General features: G+C 34.6%; 26 protein-coding genes. 22 read left to right on the forward strand and 4 right to left on the reverse strand.

Features of this window, described 5'->3' with window-relative positions:
- The 14 genes from ACQKM9_RS01675 to ACQKM9_RS01740 all read left to right on the forward strand — a co-directional run.
- Positions 1–93 (forward strand): thiocillin family RiPP (locus tag ACQKM9_RS01675; protein WP_427732789.1); only part of this gene is annotated, 93 nt, incomplete at its 5' end.
- Positions 94–127: 34 nt separating this feature from the next.
- Positions 128–316: a thiocillin family RiPP gene (locus ACQKM9_RS01680; protein WP_427732084.1), complete on the forward strand. Its 189-nt coding sequence runs from the start codon at positions 128–130 to the stop codon at positions 314–316.
- Between the two features lie 18 nt (positions 317–334).
- Complete coding sequence (locus ACQKM9_RS01685) at positions 335–523, forward strand: thiocillin family RiPP (RefSeq protein WP_427732086.1); 189 nt, start codon at positions 335–337, stop codon at positions 521–523.
- 54 nt (positions 524–577) lie between these two features.
- Positions 578–712 (forward strand): thiocillin family RiPP, encoded by a 135-nt coding sequence (locus ACQKM9_RS01690; protein ID WP_427732791.1) that lies wholly within the window; start codon positions 578–580, stop codon positions 710–712.
- 18 nt (positions 713–730) lie between these two features.
- Entirely contained in the window at positions 731–919 is a 189-nt protein-coding gene (locus ACQKM9_RS01695) for a thiocillin family RiPP (protein ID WP_427732088.1), read from the forward strand.
- A 594-nt stretch (positions 920–1,513) separates the two neighbouring features.
- Positions 1,514–1,681, forward strand: coding sequence for a thiocillin family RiPP (locus tag ACQKM9_RS01700; RefSeq protein ID WP_427732090.1), 168 nt, complete (start codon positions 1,514–1,516; stop codon positions 1,679–1,681).
- A gap of 44 nt (positions 1,682–1,725) precedes the next feature.
- On the forward strand, positions 1,726–1,869 hold the full coding sequence (locus ACQKM9_RS01705) for a thiocillin family RiPP (RefSeq protein ID WP_427732092.1): 144 nt from the start codon (positions 1,726–1,728) through the stop codon (positions 1,867–1,869).
- A gap of 190 nt (positions 1,870–2,059) precedes the next feature.
- Positions 2,060–2,206, forward strand: coding sequence for a thiocillin family RiPP (locus tag ACQKM9_RS01710; RefSeq protein WP_427732094.1), 147 nt, complete (start codon positions 2,060–2,062; stop codon positions 2,204–2,206).
- A gap of 18 nt (positions 2,207–2,224) precedes the next feature.
- A complete protein-coding gene (locus ACQKM9_RS01715) occupies positions 2,225–2,419 on the forward strand; it encodes a thiocillin family RiPP (protein ID WP_427732096.1) in 195 nt (64 codons plus the stop codon).
- An 835-nt stretch (positions 2,420–3,254) separates the two neighbouring features.
- The gene (locus tag ACQKM9_RS01720; RefSeq protein ID WP_427732098.1) at positions 3,255–4,829 is read left to right on the forward strand and encodes a peptide chain release factor 3; all 1,575 of its coding nucleotides are present in this window, start codon (positions 3,255–3,257) and stop codon (positions 4,827–4,829) included.
- 270 nt (positions 4,830–5,099) lie between these two features.
- Complete coding sequence (locus tag ACQKM9_RS01725) at positions 5,100–8,168, forward strand: efflux RND transporter permease subunit (protein ID WP_427732100.1); 3,069 nt, start codon at positions 5,100–5,102, stop codon at positions 8,166–8,168.
- 19 nt (positions 8,169–8,187) lie between these two features.
- On the forward strand, positions 8,188–9,273 hold the full coding sequence (locus ACQKM9_RS01730) for an SDR family oxidoreductase (protein WP_427732102.1): 1,086 nt from the start codon (positions 8,188–8,190) through the stop codon (positions 9,271–9,273).
- A gap of 279 nt (positions 9,274–9,552) precedes the next feature.
- Positions 9,553–10,317, forward strand: a complete 765-nt coding sequence (locus ACQKM9_RS01735; protein ID WP_427732104.1) for a TerC family protein — start codon at positions 9,553–9,555, stop codon at positions 10,315–10,317.
- A 180-nt stretch (positions 10,318–10,497) separates the two neighbouring features.
- Entirely contained in the window at positions 10,498–11,847 is a 1,350-nt protein-coding gene (locus tag ACQKM9_RS01740) for a TrkH family potassium uptake protein (protein ID WP_427732106.1), read from the forward strand.
- Between the two features lie 137 nt (positions 11,848–11,984).
- Here ACQKM9_RS01740 and ACQKM9_RS01745 read toward each other — a convergent pair whose 3' ends face one another.
- On the reverse strand, positions 11,985–13,733 hold the full coding sequence (locus ACQKM9_RS01745) for a B12-binding domain-containing radical SAM protein (protein ID WP_427732108.1): 1,749 nt from the start codon (positions 13,731–13,733) through the stop codon (positions 11,985–11,987).
- A gap of 278 nt (positions 13,734–14,011) precedes the next feature.
- Here ACQKM9_RS01745 and ACQKM9_RS01750 point away from each other — a divergent pair, with 278 nt between their 5' ends.
- Both ACQKM9_RS01750 and ACQKM9_RS01755 read left to right on the forward strand, forming a co-directional pair.
- Positions 14,012–15,457 (forward strand): ATP-binding protein, encoded by a 1,446-nt coding sequence (locus ACQKM9_RS01750; RefSeq protein WP_427732110.1) that lies wholly within the window; start codon positions 14,012–14,014, stop codon positions 15,455–15,457.
- A 99-nt stretch (positions 15,458–15,556) separates the two neighbouring features.
- Positions 15,557–16,003 carry a MarR family winged helix-turn-helix transcriptional regulator gene (locus tag ACQKM9_RS01755; RefSeq protein ID WP_427732112.1) on the forward strand — a complete coding sequence of 149 codons (447 nt, stop codon included), beginning with the start codon at positions 15,557–15,559 and terminating at the stop codon, positions 16,001–16,003.
- 59 nt (positions 16,004–16,062) lie between these two features.
- Here ACQKM9_RS01755 and ACQKM9_RS01760 read toward each other — a convergent pair whose 3' ends face one another.
- On the reverse strand, positions 16,063–16,674 hold the full coding sequence (locus ACQKM9_RS01760) for a CPBP family intramembrane glutamic endopeptidase (protein WP_427732114.1): 612 nt from the start codon (positions 16,672–16,674) through the stop codon (positions 16,063–16,065).
- Between the two features lie 245 nt (positions 16,675–16,919).
- Positions 16,920–17,108: a YkvS family protein gene (locus tag ACQKM9_RS01765; protein ID WP_038183507.1), complete on the reverse strand. Its 189-nt coding sequence runs from the start codon at positions 17,106–17,108 to the stop codon at positions 16,920–16,922.
- Between the two features lie 124 nt (positions 17,109–17,232).
- Between ACQKM9_RS01765 and ACQKM9_RS01770 the strand changes: the two genes are divergently transcribed.
- The 5 genes from ACQKM9_RS01770 to ACQKM9_RS01790 all read left to right on the forward strand — a co-directional run bounded on the left by ACQKM9_RS01770 (position 17,233) and on the right by ACQKM9_RS01790 (position 21,326).
- Complete coding sequence (locus tag ACQKM9_RS01770) at positions 17,233–17,421, forward strand: hypothetical protein (RefSeq protein ID WP_427732823.1); 189 nt, start codon at positions 17,233–17,235, stop codon at positions 17,419–17,421.
- Positions 17,422–17,512: 91 nt separating this feature from the next.
- The gene (locus ACQKM9_RS01775; RefSeq protein WP_038183512.1) at positions 17,513–17,707 is read left to right on the forward strand and encodes an aspartyl-phosphate phosphatase Spo0E family protein; all 195 of its coding nucleotides are present in this window, start codon (positions 17,513–17,515) and stop codon (positions 17,705–17,707) included.
- Positions 17,708–17,944: 237 nt separating this feature from the next.
- Positions 17,945–18,814: an NAD(P)-dependent oxidoreductase gene (locus tag ACQKM9_RS01780; protein WP_427732116.1), complete on the forward strand. Its 870-nt coding sequence runs from the start codon at positions 17,945–17,947 to the stop codon at positions 18,812–18,814.
- 225 nt (positions 18,815–19,039) lie between these two features.
- Positions 19,040–20,359: an MFS transporter gene (locus ACQKM9_RS01785; protein ID WP_427732118.1), complete on the forward strand. Its 1,320-nt coding sequence runs from the start codon at positions 19,040–19,042 to the stop codon at positions 20,357–20,359.
- A 64-nt stretch (positions 20,360–20,423) separates the two neighbouring features.
- Positions 20,424–21,326, forward strand: a complete 903-nt coding sequence (locus ACQKM9_RS01790; RefSeq protein ID WP_427732120.1) for a chemotaxis protein — start codon at positions 20,424–20,426, stop codon at positions 21,324–21,326.
- Between the two features lie 67 nt (positions 21,327–21,393).
- On the opposite strand, the gene ACQKM9_RS01795 is transcribed toward ACQKM9_RS01790, so the two are convergent.
- Positions 21,394–21,849: a YkyB family protein gene (locus ACQKM9_RS01795; RefSeq protein ID WP_427732122.1), complete on the reverse strand. Its 456-nt coding sequence runs from the start codon at positions 21,847–21,849 to the stop codon at positions 21,394–21,396.
- Between the two features lie 149 nt (positions 21,850–21,998).
- Between ACQKM9_RS01795 and ACQKM9_RS01800 the strand changes: the two genes are divergently transcribed.
- Positions 21,999–23,537 carry a Ppx/GppA family phosphatase gene (locus ACQKM9_RS01800; RefSeq protein ID WP_427732124.1) on the forward strand — a complete coding sequence of 513 codons (1,539 nt, stop codon included), beginning with the start codon at positions 21,999–22,001 and terminating at the stop codon, positions 23,535–23,537.
- The last annotated feature ends 1 nt before the right edge of the window (position 23,538 follow it).

The following is a 23,538-nucleotide window of genomic DNA, read 5'->3' on the forward strand; positions in this document are numbered from 1 at the left end:
GCAGCTTCATTAGGCTCATTAAGTACAGTTTCTAGTGGATCTTGCCCCGGATCATCATTGAATACTGCATCAACCGTAGGGACAGCGGGTTAAGTTAACATTCGATCAAAAAATAATAGAAAAGAGGGTGCACAGTTTGAACAATTTTGATGAAATTAAAGTAGAGCAAATGAGCCTTTATATTGAGGAACAAGATCAACAGTTAAATGAAGTTGCTGGTACATGGGGTTCTGCAAGTACATTTACATCAGCTTCTACAATGACGAGTAGTGTATCAACTGCTAGTTCAGCTGCAACTTCTTCTTCATTTGGATAATAAGGGAGGATATATATTATGAGTGAAAAACAAAACATAAATGTAAACATGAAAGATGCATTATATATTGAGGAACAAACTGATATGGTAGAGTTTGCTGGATTTACAACAGCTAGTAGTCTAGCCACGGGGGGGTCTTTTTCTTCAGTGACTTCTTGTGCTGGATCAGTTTCTTCAGCAGGAAGTTTCTCAAGTGCTGGTGACTAATTCACATAGTAAAATGCTTAGGTAACATTTAGAATACTCATTAAATACTGTTATATTGAGGAGCAAGATCAACAGTTAAATGAAGTTGCTGGTACATGGGGTTCTGCAAGTACATTTACATCAGCTTCTACAATGACGAGTAGTGTATCAACTGCTAGTTCAACTGCAACTTCTTCTTCATTTGGATAATAAGGGAGGATATATATTATGAGTGAAAAACAAAACATAAATGTAAATATGAAAGATGCATTATATATTGAGGAACAAACTGATATGGCAGAGTTTGCTGGATTTACAACAGCTAGTAGTCTAGCCACGGGGGGGTCTTTTTCTTCAGTGACTTCTTGTGCTGGATCAGTTTCTTCAGCAGGAAGTTTCTCAAGTGCTGGTGACTAATTCACATAGTAAAATGCTTGGGTAACATTTAGAATACTCATTAAATACTGTTATGTATTTATATGAGTATTCTATTCTTTTCCTACCTAAAATTATACCCTAGAATAACTCTCATTATTCAAGATTTTGGGGGTAAACTAATTATACTTAGAGCCTCAGGGGCTCAGATTAAGAAATGAAATTATTCGACATTCAAATAAAAACCCTCCTTCTAACCATTTTCGAGATTGAGATGATATCTATTTTCATCTAATTTATTCACCGTAGTATCTGGCCCACTTTACCTCTAATCGCCGATAAAGGTACTCCTACACCATAAGCTCCGACAAAATACGCTTGCTCTTTTTGCGAAGAACAGAATAGTTTACGAAAGAATGGCTACTTTTTTGATCATATAAACTGCTCTAATCTTCTGCTTGCAGGTGGAAATCAAGTCTTGTTCAATTATTTTAGGATTAGAAGAAACTCCATGGAGGGGAATTCAAAATTATTTAGCAATACTTGTTGTTCTATTTATTTTATTATTTATTATTTCAAAAAAGTCTTTCCGATATTTAAAGTAATCCTTTAAATCACTGAAAGGAGGTGATAAGTATGGAAGAAAAAAATATAACAGCAACTCTAGAATCAAAAATTTATATTGAAGAGCAAGTAGAGCTAAATGAAGTGGCAGCTTCATTAGGCTCATTAAGTACAGTTTCTAGTGGATCTTGCCCCGGATCATCATTGAATACTGCATCAACCGTAGGGACAGCGGGTTAAGTTAGCATTCGATCAAAAAAATTAAAGAAAAGGGGTTGGACAGTTTGAACAATTTTAATGAAATTAAAGTGGAAGAAATGAGCCTTTATATTGATGAACAAGATCAAGAGTTAAGTGAAGTTGCCGGTACTTGGGGATCAGCTTCTACACTTGGGAGTTGTGCATCAACTATTTCTACAGCCGGATAATAGGAAAGATATACATTTTAGAGCTAAATGAAGTGGCAGCTTTATTTAGCTCATTCAGTATCTTTCCCAGCATTATCAGTGAGTACATCATCAACCGTAGGAACAGCGGGTTAAGTTAGCATTCGATCAAAAAATTATAGAAAAGTGGGTGCACAGTTTGAACAATTTTGATGAAATTAAAGTAGAGTAAATGAGCCTGTATGTTGAGGAACAAGATCAACAATTAAATGAAGTTGCTGGTACATGGGGTTCTGCAAGTACATTTGGATCAGCTTCTACAATGACGAGTAGTGCATCAACTGCTAGTTCAACTGCAACTGCTTCTTCATTTGGATAATAAGGGAGGATATATATTATGAGTGAAAAACAAAACATAAATGTAAATATGAAAGATGCATTATATATTGAGGAACAAACTGATATGTCAGAGTTTGCTGGATTTACAACAGCTAGTAGTTTAGCTAGTTTACCCACGTCGGCATCTTTTTCCTCAGTGACTTCTTGTGCTGGATCAGCTGCTACAGAAAGTTTCTCTAGTGTTGGTGACTAATTCACATTGTGAAATGTTTAGGTAATATTACATTTAGAGTACTCATGTAAATACTTATGTATTTACATGAGTACTCTATTCCTCTACCAAATTATACCCTAAAATAACAAATAACCATAGATGATCTTATCAATATGCATAGAGCATTTTATCAGTCTGTTAATGTGTGTGTTGTAACTCTCATTATTCAAGATTTGGGGAGGTAAATGAAATGAAATTAAATCATTCGACATCAAATAAAAAACTTTCTACCAATTTATGGTATCTTGATTTCTGTTGAGTAGATATCTATGTTCATCTAATTTATTCATCGTAGTATCTCATCGATTTTACCTCTAAACGATGATGTGAAATACTGGTTATAAAAATACGATACATTTTTAGTTGGACAAAAGCTAATCATAAAAAAAAACAAAGAATACGAAAAAAACAATTCTACTACTAAAACTCTGAAATATACAGTTTAATATGGAGATTTCTTATCTGTAATTGGAAAAGTGTACGGAGTGCAAGTGACAAAATTAAAAAGTTGGAAAGATTTAAAATCGGATTTAATTTATGCAGAACAAAAACTGATTATCAAAAAATAACGTGATCTAGTTAAGAGCATGCTAACTATGTATGCTCTTTTTTGTTATAATAGTAGGGTTAAGAATGTATAACAGGATAAGCACATGGAGAATCGACTACAATAATAGAAACAATAAATTGTACGTCACGATTATCGAATGTAGTCAGTCAATGAAGAACTTATATTGACAACTAAATTCGGTTCAGTCTGGCTTAACATTTTTAGTTTTATGATGAAACATTATGGACAGAAGGAGACGGAAAAATGAGTTCTAATCTTGAACAAGATATATTATCTCGTCGTACTTTTGCCATCATCTCTCACCCGGATGCTGGTAAAACAACGATAACAGAAAAGCTTTTGTACTTTGGTGGCGCAATTCGCGATGCAGGTACAGTTAAAGCGAAAAAAACAGGTAAATTTGCTACTTCTGACTGGATGGAAATCGAAAAGCAACGTGGGATTTCAGTAACATCTTCAGTTATGCAATTTGATTATAATGATCGCCGTGTCAACATTTTGGACACACCAGGACACTCAGATTTCTCAGAAGATACGTACCGTACGTTAATGGCAGTAGATAGTGCTGTGATGGTTGTGGATGCAGCAAAAGGTATTGAGGCACAAACATTAAAACTATTCAAAGTTTGTCGCATGCGCGGTATTCCTATCTTTACATTTATCAATAAATTAGATCGTCAAGGTAAAGAGCCACTTGAGTTGATGGAAGAACTTGAAGAAGTTCTAGGCATTGAATCATATGCTATGAACTGGCCCATTGGTATGGGTAAGGAGTTCTTAGGAATTTACGATCGTTATAACAAACGAATCGAGCAATTCCGCACAGAGGAAGAGGAACGATTCTTACCAATTGATGAAAACGGTGAGTTAGCTGTTGAACATGATATGAAGAAAACCTCTTACTACACACAAGCGATGGAAGACATTATGCTTCTAAATGAAGCTGGAAATGACTTTTCAGCAGAACGTGTAACAAGAGGAGAGTTAACACCTGTATTCTTTGGTTCTGCCTTAACAAACTTCGGTGTACAAACATTCTTAGAAACATATTTGAACTTTGCACCAACACCACAACCGCGTCTAACAGAAGATGAGCAAATTATCGAACCTTTAGATAAAGATTTCTCAGGTTTTGTGTTTAAAATTCAAGCAAATATGAACCCAGCACACCGTGACCGTATTGCTTTTGTACGTATTGTATCGGGTGAATTTGAACGTGGTATGAATATGACTTTATCACGTACTAATAAATCATTTAAAGTAACACAATCGACTCAGTTCTTAGCGGATGACCGTGAAACAGTTGATAAAGCTGTAGCTGGAGATATTATTGGTCTTTATGATACAGGTAACTATCAAATTGGTGACACCGTTGTAGGCGGTAAAAAAACATTCCAATTTGAAAAACTACCACAGTTCACGCCAGAATTGTTTATGAAGGTAACGGCGAAAAACGTTATGAAATCAAAACACTTCCATAAAGGTATTTTACAACTTGTGCAAGAAGGTGCTATCCAATATTACAAAACTTTGCATACGGAAGAAGTTATACTTGGAGCAGTTGGTCAATTACAATTTGAAGTATTTGAACACCGTATGAAAGCTGAATATAACGTAGATGTTCGTATGGAACCAATGGGCTCGAAAATAGCACGCTGGATTCAAAATGAAGCAGACGTTAAAGAATCTATGACAGGTCCTCGTAGCATGCTTGTACATGACCGTTATGAAAATCTTGTTTTCTTATTCGAAAATGAATTTGCAATGCGCTGGTTCCAAGATAAAAACGAAAATATTGAGCTTTATAGCTTATTATAAGTTTCACAAGCAGTCGTCCTACTTAGTTAGGACGGCTTTTTTATGTTCTGGTTGAGAAATAGTAATGGCTCAATTGATTTTCTTCATAATCTATTTCGCTTTAAATTTCAAAAGTTTCACAATTAGATTTAATTCATACTAAACATGTCAATAGTATGTATGATAAAAGGAATTTAAAATTTCTGAAAATTAATTATTATCCAAAAAATATTTGTAGTTAAAGTAATAATTCAATATGATTAAAAGAATGAGTAAAAAGGAGCGAGCGCAATGAAGATTAGTAATTTTTCCATCAAGAGGCCTGTTTTTACTATAGTGACGATGTTGCTCGTGATTATTCTAGGAGCAGTATCTTTTTTCAAAATTCCAGTGACCTTAATTCCAGAGTTAAATCCACCAATTGGTGTTGTCGTTACAAATTATTCAGGAGCTAGTCCAACTGAAGTAAATGAAAAAGTAACAAAACCTTTAGAAAGTATGTTATCAACCTTGCCGGGAATTAAATCAATTCAATCTACTTCTCAAGAGGGCGCAAACTTTATGATGCTTGAATTCAATTGGTCGACAGATATAAATAAAATTCAAACGGATGTTTTACAGCGTATAGATCAAACGCCTATCCCATCTGATGCAAATCGTCCGCAATTTTTAAAGTTTGATCCAGCTCAATTTCCAGTTATTCAAATGACATTGCAAGCAACTGGTGATAATCAAGATGTCCGCATTTTAGCAGAAAAACTAGAGAAAGATTTACTACGTACTGAAGGTGTTGCTAGTGTAAATATTTCAGGGACTCTTATAGAAGAAATGCGTATAACATTAGATAAGGACAAGCTTGTAAACAATGGTTTAACCCAGGCAGATATTGTACAAACAATTCAAGGGAACAATGTTTCACTACCAGGAGATCCTATTGAAACGGGTCAAGGACAGCAACTGACGGTGAGAGTATTAAGTACGTTAAGTTCAGTAAACGATTTAAAAACACTTATTGTAAAAACAAACCCTTTAAATGGGGATGAAGTACAATTACAAGACATTGCAAATGTAAAAGTGGCTGAGCAACCAACGGCAACGATTACTAGGGCAAATGAGCATCCAGCTGTCTTAATGTCTGTCTTACAAGAATCGGGAGCTAATACAGTAGATGTTTCAAAGAATTTTAAAACTGCATTAAATACTTTATTAGCCCAAAAGCAGTATGAAGGAGTAAAAGCTGATATTTTATTTGATCAGGGGGATTATGTAAAGTTAGCAATTGATAATATTGGTTCATCGCTTATTTATGGTGGGATTTTTGCTATGTTAGTACTATTTGTCTTTTTAAGAGGCATTCGTAGCCCCATTATCATAGCTGTTGCAATCCCGTATTCTGTCATTGTGACGTTCGTTCTTATGTATTTCTCCAATTTTTCGTTAAATATATTAACGCTTGGAGCACTAGCTTTAGGGATCGGCATGCTTGTTGATAACGCTATTGTCGTAATTGAGAATATTGAGCGCCATCTAGGAATGGGGAAAACACCAAAGCAAGCAGCTTCTGAAGGTACGAAAGAAGTAGCCATAGCAATTATTGCATCCACCTTAACGACAGTAGCAGTGTTTGTACCAGTTATTTTTATAACAGGATTAATTGGTCAGATTTTCACTGAATTTGCATTGACTATTTCTTTTAGTTTACTTGCATCTTTAGTTGTTGCACTTACCGTAGTGCCGATGATGGCAGGCCATATGTTGAAGAAAAAGTCGGGAGATATGGAAGAAAAGCGTAGCAATTCCAAACGCTATACTGCATTTAAAAATTCAGTTGAGTGGGCTATCAAACATAGATTTTTAGTGCTTGCTGTAACTATATTTTTACTTGTTCTTTCGGTTTTTGGATTAACTCGTACTGGCATGGAGTTTTTGCCATCGACTGATGAAGGGTTCTTTTCAATTTCTGTGAAGCTTAATAATGGCTCCGCGCTTTCTAAAACTGAAGAGGTAGTTCAGTTAATTGAGGAGCGATTGAAAAAAGAAAAAGACGTTGCAGTTTACGTTAGCCTCATCGGAGGGAATCAGCAAACACAATCGAGGGGGAATTCTAAAGCAAATGAAGCTGAACTTTCTGTCAAACTAGTAGCACTTGATAAACGGAAGCGCTCTGTATTTGAATTTGTAGATGATATAAAAAAAGATGTGCAACAGGACGTAGGGGATAGGGCAGATGTTAGTTTTAATATGCAAACGGCATCTGGCTCTGCTCCTAATACATTAACATTCAGAGTATCTGACACGAATCATAAGCGACTTAATCAGGCAGTGGAGGATATTCAGAAGAAAATAGAGGGAATTTCCGATATTACTGAAGTTGAAAATGACCTCAATAATACAGTTGAAGAAATACAAGTAAATGTGAATCAACAGAAGGCCTCTCAATTAGGTTTTGTGCCCTCCCAAATTGCACAAACCGTACAACAAATGACAAAAGGCGTCACAGCAACGCAAATTTTGACAAATCAGGATGAAGTACAATCGGTTGTTGTGAATTACGGTGATGCATATAAAAAAAGTATAGAGCGATTAAAAAAAATGCAATTACGAAGTGCTACAGGTGAATTTGTTGAATTACAGGATTTAGCTGAAGTGAAAGTGAAAAAAGGACCTGTATCCGTTAGACGTACGGACCAACTGCCATCCGTTGCCTTTATTTTGAAGTATAAGTCAACACAAACGTTAACTGGGGCAGGAGAAAAAATTGATAAAGTAATTGAAGAGCTCAATCTTCCAGAAAGTACATCGATAAAATTTAGTGGAGATCGTGAACTGTTTGAAGAATCGATTAACGATATGCTGTTAGCCATTGTATTAGCAGTAATACTTGTTTATATCGTAATGGCAGCTCAGTTCGAATCGTTTAAATATCCTTTTGTTATTATGTTCACTGTACCATTAATGATTATTGGTGTTGCATTTGCTTTAGTGTTAACGAATACACCGATTGGGGTAACTGCCATTATTGGTATTCTGGTTCTAGTTGGAATTGTTGTTAATAATGGTATTGTACTTGTCGATTACATTAATCAGCGAAAGGCTGCTGGAGTTCCATCTTATGAAGCAATCGTTACTTCTGCTAGAGATCGTTTAAGACCAATATTAATGACTGCTTTAACGACTGTTCTAGGATTAATACCATTAGCTATTGGTTTAGGTGAAGGAACCGAAATGAATCAACCAATGGGGATTGTTGTAATCGGTGGATTAGTAAGTTCTACATTTTTAACTCTCTATATTGTACCGATTGTTTACAGTTTGTTTGATCGTGAAACACGTTTTTTGAATAAAAAGAGAAAGGCATAGTAATTAGGGGGTGGATGGGATGGCTACAGGTTTTTTTACAGGATTTCCAGGTTTTATTGCTAGTCAAATTGTTCGTACAGCCTTTAAACAAGAATTGTACGATAAAGTGTACGCAGTGGTATTAATAACGGAAATGCAACGAGCAGAAGCTGAAGTAGAGCGCATATTAAAAGATTATCCGGATAAAAAAATAGTTATTATTGAAGGAGATATTACACTACCAAACTTAGATATTAACAATGATCAACTTGAAGAATTATTGAATGAGGTGGATGTCGTTTGGCATTTAGCTGCTATCTATGATTTGGCTGTACCAAAAGAGGCTGCCTGGAAAGTAAATGTTCAAGGCACATCAATGGTAAATGAATTTGTTAGCCGAATTGAAAACATACAACGTTATATGTATTTTAGTACGGCTTATGTTGCAGGAACCCGTGAAGGCATTTTAAAGGAATCTGAATTAATTCGTCCAATAAGTTTTAAAAATTTCTATGAAGAAACGAAATTTGAAGCAGAAACATTAGTAGAAGAATTAAAGGCGACGATGCCAGTAACGATTATTCGTCCTGGTATCGTGCGCGGTCATTCACAAACTGGAGAAACAGTTAAATTTGATGGACCATATTTCTTTTTGAATATGATTGATCGATTAAAATGCCTCCCAATCATTCCGTACATCGGTCAATCGAATGCCAGATTAAATGTGGTACCTATAGATTATATAACGAACGGTGTTGTTTATTTGAGCACTCTTTGCGGGGCTATAGGAAAGACTGTTCATATGACTGATCCAAATCCGCATCCTGTTCAAGAAATATATAGAGCCATGGTATTTACTTTGACTGGTAAGAAGCCAAAAGGTCGTATTCCGTTAAGTCTTGCTAGAAAATCAATGAGTATACTATCTGTCCGTAAAGTACTTGGGGTTGAGTATGAGACTCTTGACTATTTAAGGTGGAATGCATCATTTGACACTAGGACAGCTGAGCAACTTTTAGCGGGTTCTTCTATTCAATGTAAAGACTTTATTCAATCCCTACCTACGATGATAGAGTTCTATAATAAGCATAAAAATAACAAAGCCTATCAGATTCAGATTAAATAATACTAATACTAGTTACTTTCTTAAAACAGAATTTTCCCCCTAGAAAAAAGTTTACTTACCAAAATATTTTAGTTATAATAGAGTCACAAACAAACTTAATTACTTTTGACATTTTGTCAAAGGGGAGTAGCTATAGGGAAACCTACCTCATAGTCGTCATTACATGGTTTAACCGCCATCGGTTATGAGAGCAAATGAATTTTTAAAATTGCTAAGCGAGACCTTTGCCTTTTATTAGGCATGGGTCTTTTATTTTTGTTTGAAAAAGGAGGAAATTGGATGGACACGATATTATTGGAATATGCATGGGTACTATTGGTACTAATAGTATTAGAAGGTTTATTGGCCGCAGATAATGCGGTTGTTATGGCTGTTATGGTCAAGCACTTACCACCTGTTCAACAGAAAAAAGCGTTATTTTACGGCTTGCTAGGTGCGTTTGTATTACGATTTGCTGCGCTATTTATGATTACATTCCTAGTGAACTTTTGGCAAATTCAAGCGTTAGGAGCAGCGTATTTACTATTTATCTGTTTCAAACATTTATATGATCATTGGAAGAAAAAGAATCAGGAGGAAGAGGTCGAAGAAAAACAGGGTTCTGGCTTCTGGATGACAGTATTTAAAGTAGAATTAGCAGATTTAGCTTTTGCTATTGATTCAATGCTTGCTGCAGTAGCTTTAGCTGTAACACTACCTGAAATTGGTGATTTCCACGTTGGTGGTATTAATGGTGGTCAGTTCGCAGTTATGTTCTTAGGCGGTATTATTGGCTTAATCATTATGCGTTTTGCAGCACAATGGTTTGTTAAGTTACTACAATCTTATCCATCTTTAGAAACGGCGGCGTTTTTAATCGTTGGATGGGTTGGAGTGAAATTAGTAGTTTTAACATTAGCACATCCAAAGGTTGCGGTTTTAGATGAGCAATTCCCACATTCAACTACTTGGAAAATGACATTCTGGATTGTTCTTGTTGTACTAGCAGCAGGTGGCTACCTTGTAGGAGTCCGCAATAAGAAAAAGTCAGATGCAACTGAATAATTTAGTTAAAACCCTATTCTCCATATTTATGGTGAATAGGGTTTTTTCTTTGGATAAAAAGGGCAGAATAGGGGAGATTGAAAAGTTATAGAGAGAATATTTTTAGGTACTTTCCTTTTCTCTTACTTTTTCATACAATAGGGAGTATCTTGTTTTCAAGATTGAAAGGATTCGATTTATTTGGGTTTTACTAAAGATATCAATCGGCGTGCAACGCCATTCCAAGCTATTGTTTCATATTATTTTATAGCTATTGCTATTTCTTTTGTACTTTTAAGGTTACCAGGTGTACATAAACCAGGTGTAGAAGTTTCGTTACTTGATTCGTTATTTACAGCAGTTAGTGCAGTTAGTGTGACCGGTTTAACAGTTACGAATATATCTGAAACGTATTCAGTTTTTGGTATTGTTATGTTACTGCTTATTTTACAACTAGGTGCAATTGGGATAATGTCTTTAGGCACCTTTGTTTGGTTACTTGTCGGGAAGAAGATTGGGATGCGTGAACGTCAATTAATCATGGTCGATCATAACCAAACGAAAATATCAGGTGTCGTGTATCTAATAAAAGAAATCGTGAAAATATTAATAACGATTGAAATTATAGGTTCTACCATTTTAACGCTTTATTTCGTACAATATTTCGATAGTTTTAAAGAAGCATTATTACATGGTGTTTTCGGCGCTATTTCTGCGACTACAAATGGTGGTTTTGATATAACTGGTATGTCATTAGTATCTTTCCACGGGGATTATTTTGTACAAGTAATTAATATGTTATTAATTACTTTAGGGGCAATTGGTTTTCCTGTATTGATTGAACTTAAAGCGTTTTTAGAAAATAAAAATAGAAATTTTCGTTTCTCGTTGTTTACAAAAATTACGACAGCTACTTATGCAATGTTATTTCTCTTCGGTACTTTCGTAATCCTAATTATTGAATCATTCCATTCATTTAAAGGGATGAGCTGGCATGAAGCATTTTTCTCAGCGATGTTCCATTCTATTTCAGCACGTTCAGCTGGGTTAACGACAATAGATGTCACGAAATTCAGTGAAGCGACAGATGTTTTTTTAAGTTTCTTAATGTTTATAGGGGCTTCGCCAAGTTCGGTTGGTGGTGGGATTCGAACAACTACTTTTGCGATAGCAATTTTATTTTTAATTAATTTTGCAAGGGGTAAGGAAGAAATCCAGATTTTTAATCGTGAGATTCATATTGTTGATGTGTACCGCTCATATGTTGTTATCATTTTAGCTGTAGCGATGGTACTTGTTGCAACGATGATTTTATTAATCACTGAGCCGGAAGCTACATTAATTCAAATTGTATTTGAAATTACATCCGCATTCGGAACTTGTGGTATGTCGCTTGGTTTGACAGAACATTTATCATCAATTGGGAAAGTAATCATGATGCTTCTCATGTTCATTGGTCGAGTTGGTCTTATTTCCTTCTTATATTCTATTGGAGGGAAGGCAAAGAAAACGAAATACCATTATCCGAAAGAGCGAGTAATTATTGGATAATCCACAGAAAGTCGTCTACGTTTTAACATTAAGTTAAAAACGCAGACGATTTTTTTGATTCATAACGTTGTCATTTTTTGTGAAAGACAAAAAAGCAGAGCAAAGCCAATTTTAATGGCATTTGCTCTGCTTTGTTATTAAGAAATGAGAGTACCTGAAATAGTTGTGAAGTAAGGAGTATTATCTTTTCTGAAGTAGGTTAATAAATAACCGCTTTGTACTGCAAGTTGTCCATTTTTAAATGCTTCATAATCAAGTGAGAAAGGAACGAGTAAAGTATGTTTATATAACTCCTTTTCATTTAATTGGAATGAAGCAAATTCCTCGCCAGCGATTGCAGGATTTTCACGTAACTGTTGGAAAAGCTTCTTGGATTCTGTACTTGAAATGCGTTTATCCCACCAAATTTTACGAGGTTGGAACTGCTGTACTGCTAAGTAATCAAGTTGCATTAAGTTTGTTACTATTTCTAGATTTACGCCACCACGGTCATGTAAAAATTGAAGTAAACGGTTAAATAAATCTTCAAGTTGATGACCTATTCTTGACCATGCGCGTTCTTCCCAATATGTACCGAATTCTTGGAAGAAGTCGAATGGCGATTCAAATATTTCTGTTACTAGATATTCTACAGTACGATCCATACGATGATCATTCCAATATTTTTCTAATACATCTTCTGCTTGTTTTATACGCAAAATGTCATCAAATGTTAATAAGTTGTTAGCGAAAATTTCATAAGGTGCCATATCGACATATTCATATCCATATTCCTTCGCTTGCAATCGTAAACCTGTACCACGTAGTAGTTTTAAGAAACCTAGTTGTAACTCCTCAGGTCGCATCGCAAATACATCATTAAAAGTTTGACGGAAACTAGCATAATCTTCTTCCGGTAACCCAGCTATTAAGTCCAAATGCTGATCAATCTTTCCACCATCTTTAACCATAGTAACTGTACGGGATAATTTTTCGAAATTTTGTCGTCGTTTGACAAGTTCATTCGTTAAGTCATTTGTTGATTGAACACCTATCTCAAAACGGAATAGCCCCTTAGGTGCGTTATCATTCAAAAATTGAATGACTTCAGGTCGCATAATATCAGCTGTAATTTCGAATTGAAATACTACACCTGGTTTATGCTCATCGATTAAAAATTGGAACATTTCCATAGCATAGCTACGGCTAATATTAAATGTACGGTCGACGAATTTAATCGTTCTAGCACCATGTTCCATTAAGTAACGAATATCTTCTTTTATCTTTTCACGGTTAAAGTAACGGACTCCAACTTCAATGGATGATAGGCAGAATTGACAGCTAAATGGACATCCGCGGCTTGTTTCAATATATGAAATTCGTTTTGGGATTTCAGGAATGTCCTCTTCAAAGCGATAAGGACTTGGCATTTCGCGTAAGTCGACTTTTTTAGGCTGTGGGTGAATAATGACTTTACCATCTTTTAAATAACAAATTCCTGGGACTTCTTCAAGCGGTAGGTCACCATTTAAGTGGAAAAGGAGCTGTTTAAAAGAATATTCTCCTTCACCCATAATGATATAATCCACGTCATTAAGTCGACGTAGCCAATCATGCACATCATAGGATACTTCAGGACCACCAAGAATGATTTTCGTATTAGGACTAACTTTTTTTAACATTCTAATGACGCGAATTGTTTCTTCGATATTCCATATGTAGCAGCTAAAGCCGACGATATCAGGTTTTTTTTGATAAATATCAGAAACAATATTAAAAGAAGGGTCTTTAATAGTGTATTCAGAGATAATTGGGTCGAATTCGGGTTTAGCAAATGATTTTAAATAGCGCAATGCAATATTAGTATGGATATATTTTGCATTTAGAGTAGCTAGTACTATGTTCATATTTGTGAACTCCTTTGGAAAACAGCGTAATGTAGGCTGTTATTAATGAGAAAGTAACATATGTGTAACTGTTATAGATTGTAACAATATTGTGAAATTTCCGCAATATAAGTATAAAGACCTATTCCTATATATTATTTTTTGTGGAATAATCTGAATATTATATATTAACGTTTGTGTCTCAATTGTGACCTTTTTATTTTCGATTATATTTGCATACTATATTAATAGGATGCATAGGGTTATAGAAGTAAACGAAAGGTACGGTGAAACAGCGTATGACGAGTAGTACTAATCCAACGTTCGACTATTTATTTAAGGAAATAAAAGACCCGCTTACAATTTTAGATACTAATTGCAAAATGGTTAGGATTAATGATTCTGCAAAGGAAATGTTAGCAATAGATCTAAGCATGGATTTAGAAACTATTGTGGAAGAGTCTTTTAGAGCAGATTGGCAACAGTTTATTCATGAATTAATCAATGAAAAGCATGCAGCATGCGTACTTAATTTAAATATAAATCAAAGTATAATTGAAGGAGTTAGAATTACAGGATTCCATTATACTAAATTTAATGTCATGATGGTGCGATTCGAACGATCTACTGTAGAATTGCCGACTTTCAGTTTATTGAATGACAGTGAGAAGAAATTTAATCATGTGTTTAATTATTCTACAAATGGCATTATATTAACGGATAAGAATGGTACCATTGTAGAAGTTAATAATCAGGCCGAAGAATTATTACAAGTGTCAAGAAAGGTCCTTCTTGGCAATAAAAAACCTGTTTTAATGGAGATATTCCACGGGGAAACAAATGAAATTCGTCATTTCTATAAGCAGCTATTGACGACAGGTAAAGCTGAGCATACTTTTAATATTCAGTTTGCAAATGAATACACTAGGTATCTTAATATTGTGAGCACCTACGATACGACATCAGAACTTCACATGACTGTTATCCGTGATGACACAGAAATGATGAACTTAAAACAACAAGTTGAACATCAAGATTCACTAAACATTCTAGGAGAGCTTGCTGCAAGTATAGCACATGAAATACGTAATCCAATGACATCCTTAAAAGGGTTTACCGAATTATTGAAAATAAGTGCGACTGAAGAAAATCGCCGTTATTTATCAGTTATTGATAGTGAACTTGAGAGAATGGAAGCGATTCTCAATGAATTTTTAGTATTATCGAAACCGAAAGAATGGACAAAGAGTATGCTATCTTTAAGTGGTATTGTAACTAAAGTTCTTGAGTTAATGTTACCAAATGCTTTAATGAAAAACATTAACATAGTGTATAATAAACCGGATTTTGAACCAGGATATATATATGCGGATGATTTTAAAATCAAACAAGTACTAATAAATCTTATTAAAAATGCTATAGAAGTAATGCCAGATGGTGGCGAAATAACGATTACCCAAACTTTTGACTTTATGGGGCAAATGAAGTTGACAATTAAAGATTGTGGTTCAGGTATAAGCGACCTAGAAATCCAAAAGATTTTCATGCCATTCTATTCTACGAAAAAAAGTGGGACAGGTCTAGGTCTGCCATTCGTATTGAAAACTATTGAAGAGCACGGTGGTAAAATTGAAGTGTCTAGTGAATTACAAAAAGGGACATGCTTTGAGATTACATTGCCTTTAGGAGTAGACCCTTCAATTCCTCAGTATGAACCAAAGCCAGAAAGCCTATACACAAGCTAAAAGGTGTATGGGTTTTTCATTAGTCTATTTTGACAAAGCTTCAACATTATCGATATAATAGCTTTAAATCAAGATAATGGATATGAAGGATGAATTAAAATGACATCAGAGGAAATAAAACAATCGTTAAAACTATTTATCGTTTTATCGAGAGCTAATAAAGCAATAAATGAATGTACAAATCAATTTTTTCAAGATAATGGACTTAACCCTACAGAATTTGCGGTTTTGGAGTTACTTTTCCACAAAGGACGACAACCATTACAGAAAATAGGGAATAAAATCCTTTTAGCAAGTGGGTCAATCACTTATGTAGTTGATAAATTGGAAAAAAGAGGTTTTCTAAATCGTATATCTTGTCCTTCAGATCGTCGTATCACCTATGCTGAAATTACGCCTGAAGGTGAAGCTTTTATGGCGGAATTGTTTCCTAAACATGAAGAACAATTATACGAGCTTACAAATGCCCTTTCGCCTGAAGAAAAAGATCTGGCTATTACATTATTGAAAAAAATGGGTCTATCTATAAAAGATTTATCTTATTAAAAGAAATAACAAAAAAACCAATCGATTTTGGATCGATTGGTTTTTTGATAGTTTAAAAATCAATATAGTGGTAATAATAGGAATAATAGTGTTATCATGACAAGGTGAGCGACGATGATAATTGGCATACTTTTTTTCCATTCATATAGGAAACCGAAAATAATGCCAGTTATGAAAGCAGCTAATACGCCTAACCAGAAGCCACTTACTGCAAGTGACATTGCAAATAAAATTGCTGCTAGAATAACGGCATAAGGCATCTTCATATACTGTTTTAGTTGTTGTTGTACATAACCACGCCAGAATAATTCTTCCGCGGTAGCAATGATCAAAATCAGTAGTATATAGTGCCATAAAGTACTAGGACCGAATGTTTTGATGAATTGATGTACTGTTGTCACAAGTTCTTCTGATAAGAAAGGTAGTAAACGATAACCTAATGCAATTAGACCATAGATAATCGTTCCAAAACCTATCCCGAATAGTAAGTATTCCCACGTTTTGATTTTATCTTCAATTTTTCCAAAAGCAAAAGCAAAAGCCATACCAACTAGCATTGTAAATGTATACAGATACCAGAATACTGCTTTTTGATCGAAACTAAAGTAGAGCAGAACGTATATGAAGACCAATGAAAGAATAAGCACTAAAATATTCTTGTGCTTCTTCATATTAATAATCACCTCCAACTGGATATTTAAAGAAGGTCTTTAACTCTTTTTTGAACATTATTGTAGTCTTTGTACAAAAGAGACGCCGTCCTTCAGATTCTGAGGGACGGCGCAGACTCAAATACAATCATTGTAGTGTTTTAGAGGCCCAATGTCTAGTAAAGTATACTGTTAACGAATAGTAATTGCTATAAGTATGTCGCATATGTTACATATGTATTCATAATGGGCATTGAACATTTTTTTTAAACTTCGTTACTGTATAATATTTTATAACGTTTGTGATTGACCACTGTTTTTTCTTCAACTTCTAGGCTGTTGAAATTTTCCATATAAGTTAGGTTGACGATAACAGAGTTTTCATTTACTTTCTCAACAATGCCTTGTAGACCGTCGTTAAATTCAATGATATTTCCGATTTCAGCGATTTTCATAGAAATTCAGCTCCTTCACCTACTAATACTTTACAGTTTGCACGAAAATACGTCTGAGGTAAAGTATTTTCTATTATTATTTTTAAAAAAAAAAGAAAATTTTAAACAAAAGGAAGTTTAATAAGTGAATTCATATAATGATATGTTAGAAGAATTGAAAAATGGTACGAAAAAAGCTATCACAGTCGATAAAGATAATTTTTATGCCTTTAGAGAAGTTCTAGTGAAGAGAGAAGACTTCAAACATTTCCGTGGTGTGGCAAAACAAGGTGGTCAAGTTATTTATCAATACATGGATGTTGCGAGGAGTTAATTTGTCGAAAGGTGTCGAAAGTTTCATCTCCGAAAAAGTGGGAATAATAGTATAATAATGAACAGAATTTAGCTTGAGAGGAGGATGGTAAATGTCTGATTCCATCTTGAAAAAATTAGAATCTACAAGAGAAATGATGATCCGTTCTGGAATTGAACATGGTTTTTCAAATATTGAAACCATCCGCTTAAGTAAAAAGCTAGATCATTTATTAAATATTTATCAACTTCAGAATGTCGACAAGATGAACGATTATAATTTTACAATGGAAAATGTTAAGCATTAGGGGGAATTCCTAGTGCTCTTTTTTTGATTAATTTTCTAATTTTTCGAAATAAAAGGTTTAAAATTACGTTAAAAGGAAATAATAATTATGAACACAGCAACAATCTCATTTCCCCCTTTCTTTGGCAGATGCAAATGCATCTGTCTTTTTTTATATGAGAATATAGAGAAGACATACAATTCGGAAAATTTCTGATACAATAAAGAGCATATATATATACATATGGAGGAAATTACGATGGCTGAACAATGGAATATTGGATTTGTAGGTACTGGGGTAATGGGTTCTAGCATTATCAAGCATTTTTTGCATGCAGGTCATATTGTTAATGTTTATACAAGAACAAAGGAAAAAGCTTTACCACTTGTTGAATTAGGAGCAAATTGGTTTCAGACAGCTGGTGAAGTAGCTAGTCATTCAAATATTGTTTTCACGATGGTAGGTTACCCACAAGATGTAGAAGAAGTATATTTTGATGAAAATGGAATATTTAAAAATGGACAAGCAGGTTTACTTGTTGTTGATATGACGACTTCCCAGCCTACTCTAGCGAAAAAAATTGCTGATCATGCGAAATCATTACAAATGGATGCTTTAGACGCTCCTGTTTCAGGCGGTGATATAGGTGCACAAAATGGAGCGCTTTCGATTATGGTGGGTGGGGAACGTGAAGTATTTAATAAAATTACACCGCTATTTAATCTAATTGGAACGAACATTGTTTATCAAGGAAAAGCCGGTGCAGGTCAGCATACGAAAATGTGCAATCAAATCGCGATTGCAACAAATATGATTGGAATATGTGAAGCAATTGCTTATGGGGAAAAGGCAGGTCTTGATATAGAAGATGTCCTAGTTTCTATTTCTTCAGGAGCAGCAGGTTCATGGTCATTAAGTAATTTAGCACCACGAATAGTGAAGGAGGATTTAGCTCCTGGATTTTATGTAAAGCATTTTTTAAAAGATATGAAGATTGCTTTGCAAGAAGCAGAACTTATGCAATTAGATTTACCGGGTCTCTCACTTGCAAAGAAAATGTACGATGAATTAGCTAGTAAAGGTTATGAGGATAATGGTACTCAAGCATTGATTCGCTCTTATAAATAACACTGTTTTAAAGGCCGCTCTGTGAATTTTTCACAGTAGCGGTTTTTAATTATTAATATCAACAATTCTGTCAACATATATATGAAGAAATAATTAGTATATGACATTGTTCGATAATTTGGGTAGGAAACTCGACGATTGATTGTAAGGTTTTTGTAAATTTACTTTGAAATACAGGACATTCTTCTTTCAATATGGAATAGTAATAAAAATGGGGGGAATATGATGAATGTAGGGGCTAAGAAATCGATATTAAGAGGTCCGTGGGGATTATATTTATCTTTACCTATATTGTCCTGGGCATTTTATGATTTTGCGAATACTATTTTTTCATCCAATATTAATACGGTATTTTTTCCTTTTTATATGGATGAAATACTTGGAACGAATGAAGTAAAGCAACAAGTTGCCAGTACATTTATCTCCTATGCAAATGCAATAGCGAGCCTTTTCCTAGTAATATTCTCACCGCTTTTTGGCGTATGGATTGATAATACTGGACTAAAAAAGAGATTTATCGTATGGTTCGCATCAATTTCCATAATCTTCACTTTTTTGATGGGGGTATTTAGTTACTGGGAAACTGATACTATGTTTGGTGGAGTACCCATGAGTCTGTTTTTAGTTGTTGTAAGTTTTGTTATAGCAAAATTCTTCTTTAATTCCAGCTTAGTATTCTATGATGCAATGATGCCAGATTTAGGAACGAAAGAAGAGATGCCTCTTATATCCGGGTATGGGGTAGCTGTTGGTTATTTAGGTACGATTGTTGGTTTGTTAATCTATCCATTTGTTAGTGATGGAGATTTCCATCGTGCTTTCATTCCTACAGCGGTATTGTATTTAATTTTTTCATTACCATTATTTTTTATTAACAAAGATAAACCACTTCCAAAGGAACAACGGAAAGTAAATTCTTTCTTATCTGGCTATAAGGAAATAATAAAAACATTTAAAGAGATGCGTGCTTATAAAGCTATTTTCACCTTTATGATTGCCTACTTCTTTTTAAATGATGCAATTGCGACAACCATTGCGATGATGGCTGTCTATGCAACTGCAATTGTAGGTTTTTCCTCCGGGCAATTTATCATTCTTTACTTAGTATCTACTGTATCCACTATCATTGGTTCACTTGTGTTTGGATACATTACTAAAAGTGTTGGTGCGAAGAGAGCGATAACTTATGTAGCTTTGTTAATGATCGTATCCCTTATCATAGCGGTATTTGCATTAAAGCAATGGATGTTCTGGATTGCGGGAAGTATGTTTGGCATTTCCCTAGGATCTTTGTGGGTAACATCTCGAACATATATTATCGAACTTAGCCCAAAAGAAAAGCAAGGGCAGTTCTTTGGATTATTCGCTTTTTCTGGGAAGGTATCATCAATTATTGGTCCTGCTATTTACGGAACAGTTACTTTGCTACTAAAGGACTATGGGACGCTTGCTAGCCGTATAGCTTTGTCAACTTTAATTGTATTAACTATAATTGGTTTGATCATCCATATAAGAGTTCGCCCAAATGTCACTAAATCATCATAGGAGTAATGTACCCTTTATGTTACAATTGAAGTAAAGAAAAGTGTGACTCAAGGGAGTGAATCAAATGGTAGAAAGTCATGGTATTTTGCTGGAGAGCGGGACAAACGAACTTGAAATTGTTGAGTTTGAAGTGGGTTCCAATAAATTTGGTATTAATGTTATTAAAGTAAAAGAAATTATACAACCAATTCCGGTTACATTTATACCTCATGCCCATCCGCACGTTGAAGGAATAATTCAATTACGTGGAGAAGTATTACCAGTTGTAGATATGAAAAAAGTTTTAGGTTTATCTGGTGTTTTTAATGAGCAACAAAAATATATTGTTGCAGAATTTAATCGACAACGCGTTGTCTTCCATGTTGATAATGTAACTATGATTCATCGTATTTCATGGAATCAAATCGAAAAGCCTACTGATATGTACCAGGGTGGTGGTTCGCAAGTCATCGGAGTAATTAAACAAGAGGATTTAATGCTGCTACTATTGGACTTTGAGAAGATTATGGTAGATATTAACCCTGATTCGGGAATTAGTGTAGAGTCTGTAAAAAAACTAGGTGATCGTAATCGTTCAGAGAAGAAAATTGTTATAGCGGAGGATTCACCATTACTTCGCAAATTACTGCATGATACGATGCATGAAGCAGGCTATATGAATATAGAATTCTTCGAGAATGGGAAAGACGCCTTAGATTATTTACTTGCTTTAGCAGACAAAGAAAATGATGTTTCAAAGGTTGTGCAATTAGTCGTAACAGATATTGAGATGCCACAAATGGATGGTCATCATTTAACAAAACAAATTAAAACCCATCCCGTATTGTCAAAATTACCAGTTATTATCTTCTCTAGTCTAATAACAGATGATTTAAGACATAAAGGAGATCAAGTCGGGGCTGAAGACCAAATCAGCAAACCTGAGATTGCCGAGCTCATCTTAAAAATAGATCAGTATATCTTATAAGTATATGAATGCATAAAACCGGATACCTTACTAAATAAGGCATCCGGTTTTATCATTATAATAGCGTCTAGTGTCCGTAAAAATAACTTGTATTATTAACTAAAGGCTTCTTTTTAGGTTTAGAAGTACTACCCGTTTCTTTTTTGACTAATTGTTGGGTTTTTATTCCTAAATAGTCTTTTAATACATTTCTAGCTATGTTTAAGCTCATTTTACGTTGGGGATTACGATAGCTGTCATCAAGATGTCCTAGATGGGGTAATGAAGCAAAGTCATCTTTTTTGGGTAGAGTATGAAAATAGTAATCTGCGCATTGAATGAGTACTGATGATTGTTGCTTACTAAAACGAGGATTTTTCACAAAATGTAAACCAATTTTTTTCGCTCTGCTGTCAAGAATCATTTTCTCAAGTGCAAGGCGTTTCAGCTCGTAAAGAGGTTTGTTGTCTGGTGCAGTTTTTGCGTGTCTATTTACAGTATAGATAGCAGTAGCTAGTTGTTCATCACAATATTCTCTTTGCATAAAATACCGCCTTTCTACTTAAGTTAATGTCTGTAATTGATTGTGTTTAGAAGAAAATTCAGAGCATTCAATTTATAATATACATTATAATACCAATATTACTCTCCGTTGTATAGAGAGACAAGAAAAATTCTAAGGATGTGCCCCAAATGACTTATTTTAAAACAGCTATTATCGATATCGGCTCTAATACAATCCGACTTGTACTTTATACGTATGATCCGCTAAGAGGCTTAAAGGAAGTAGAAAATGTTAAATCTGTAGTTCGTCTGAGAAATTATATACAAGTTGATAATGTAATGTCTGAAGAAGGCGTACAGAAACTTGAAGAAGTATTACTTTTTTTCAGAGACATATTAAATGATTATCACATAGTTGATCTAAGAGCCATAGCTACTGCTGCAATTCGTCAAGCACAAAATAGTTCCGAAATTATTGAGCGTATGTGGAAGAATACAGGGATAAAGATAGAGTTATTATCAGGCGAGCAGGAAGCGTATTTTGGCTATTTTGCTGTGGCCCATACATTAGAAACACCATCAGCTATAACAATCGATATTGGGGGTGGTAGTACTGAGATAACCTATTTTAAAGATAAAGAACTACAGTCTTCTCATAGCTTTCCGTTTGGATCTGTGTCCTTAAAGCAACAATTTATCCAAGGTGACACAATGACAAATGAAGCTGGAGAAAAGATTTATGAGTTTGCAAAAAGTAACTTTGAGACATTGCTATGGCTAAAAGGCGCTCAGTTGCCTGTTATCGGTATAGGAGGAAGTGCTCGTAACATGGCAAAGCTAGATCAACGAAAAAAGGATTATCCTATTTCAGGTATCCACCAATATGAGATGACGAAAGAGGATTTCACAAATATTAGCAACGAAGTAACAGCTTTGACATACGAAGAATTAAACCAACTTGATGGACTTTCAAGTGATCGTGCAGATATTATTGCACCCGTGATCATAGTATTTCAAGCGTTGATGGATATTGTGGGTAGTGAGACATTTCAATTTAGTAGAAAAGGATTACGTGAAGGTCTTGTTATTGATCGCATATTAAAGGACAATCCAACAGCTTTTAACAAATACAATGTTTTTGAGAGGAGTACAAAATTTTTAGCTGCAGAATTTGATAAACCTTTAGAAAAGACAGCTCATTTTGTACAACTAACGGAAATGGCCTATTTTGAAGTTTGTAAAATAGGGGCATTTTTGTATAATGCAGAAGATTTACATATGTTGAAGCAGGCCGCTAGATTGTTTCATATAGGCGAGTACATTGAAGTTGATGCTGCTAGTCAACATACATTTTACTTACTGTCAAATCGCTCAATTGATGGGATAAGCCATGGTCAGCGTGTGCGTTTAGCGTTAATTGCTTCATACAAGAACAGAGATGATTTCAGCCGTTATTCGGAACCATTTATGGAGTGGTTTTCGAAGGACGAGTTTAAAAAAATGCGTGACATCGGCGCATTACTTAAATTTGTATATGCATTAGATGCCTCGAAAAGAAATATTGTCGAATCGATTGAAATAGAACAATCAGGTGATGATGTAAAACTGAAGATTTACACAAAAGGTAATGCTATGGCTGAGATGTATCAAGCTAACCGCCAAAAGAAGCATTTAAATCGAATTTTTAAAGGGGAAGTATCCATACACTTTATAGAAAAGGAAGGATAGA

Origin of the sequence: Viridibacillus sp. NPDC093762 (genome assembly GCF_050279675.1) — a bacterium.
Lineage (GTDB): Bacteria > Bacillota > Bacilli > Bacillales_A > Planococcaceae > Viridibacillus.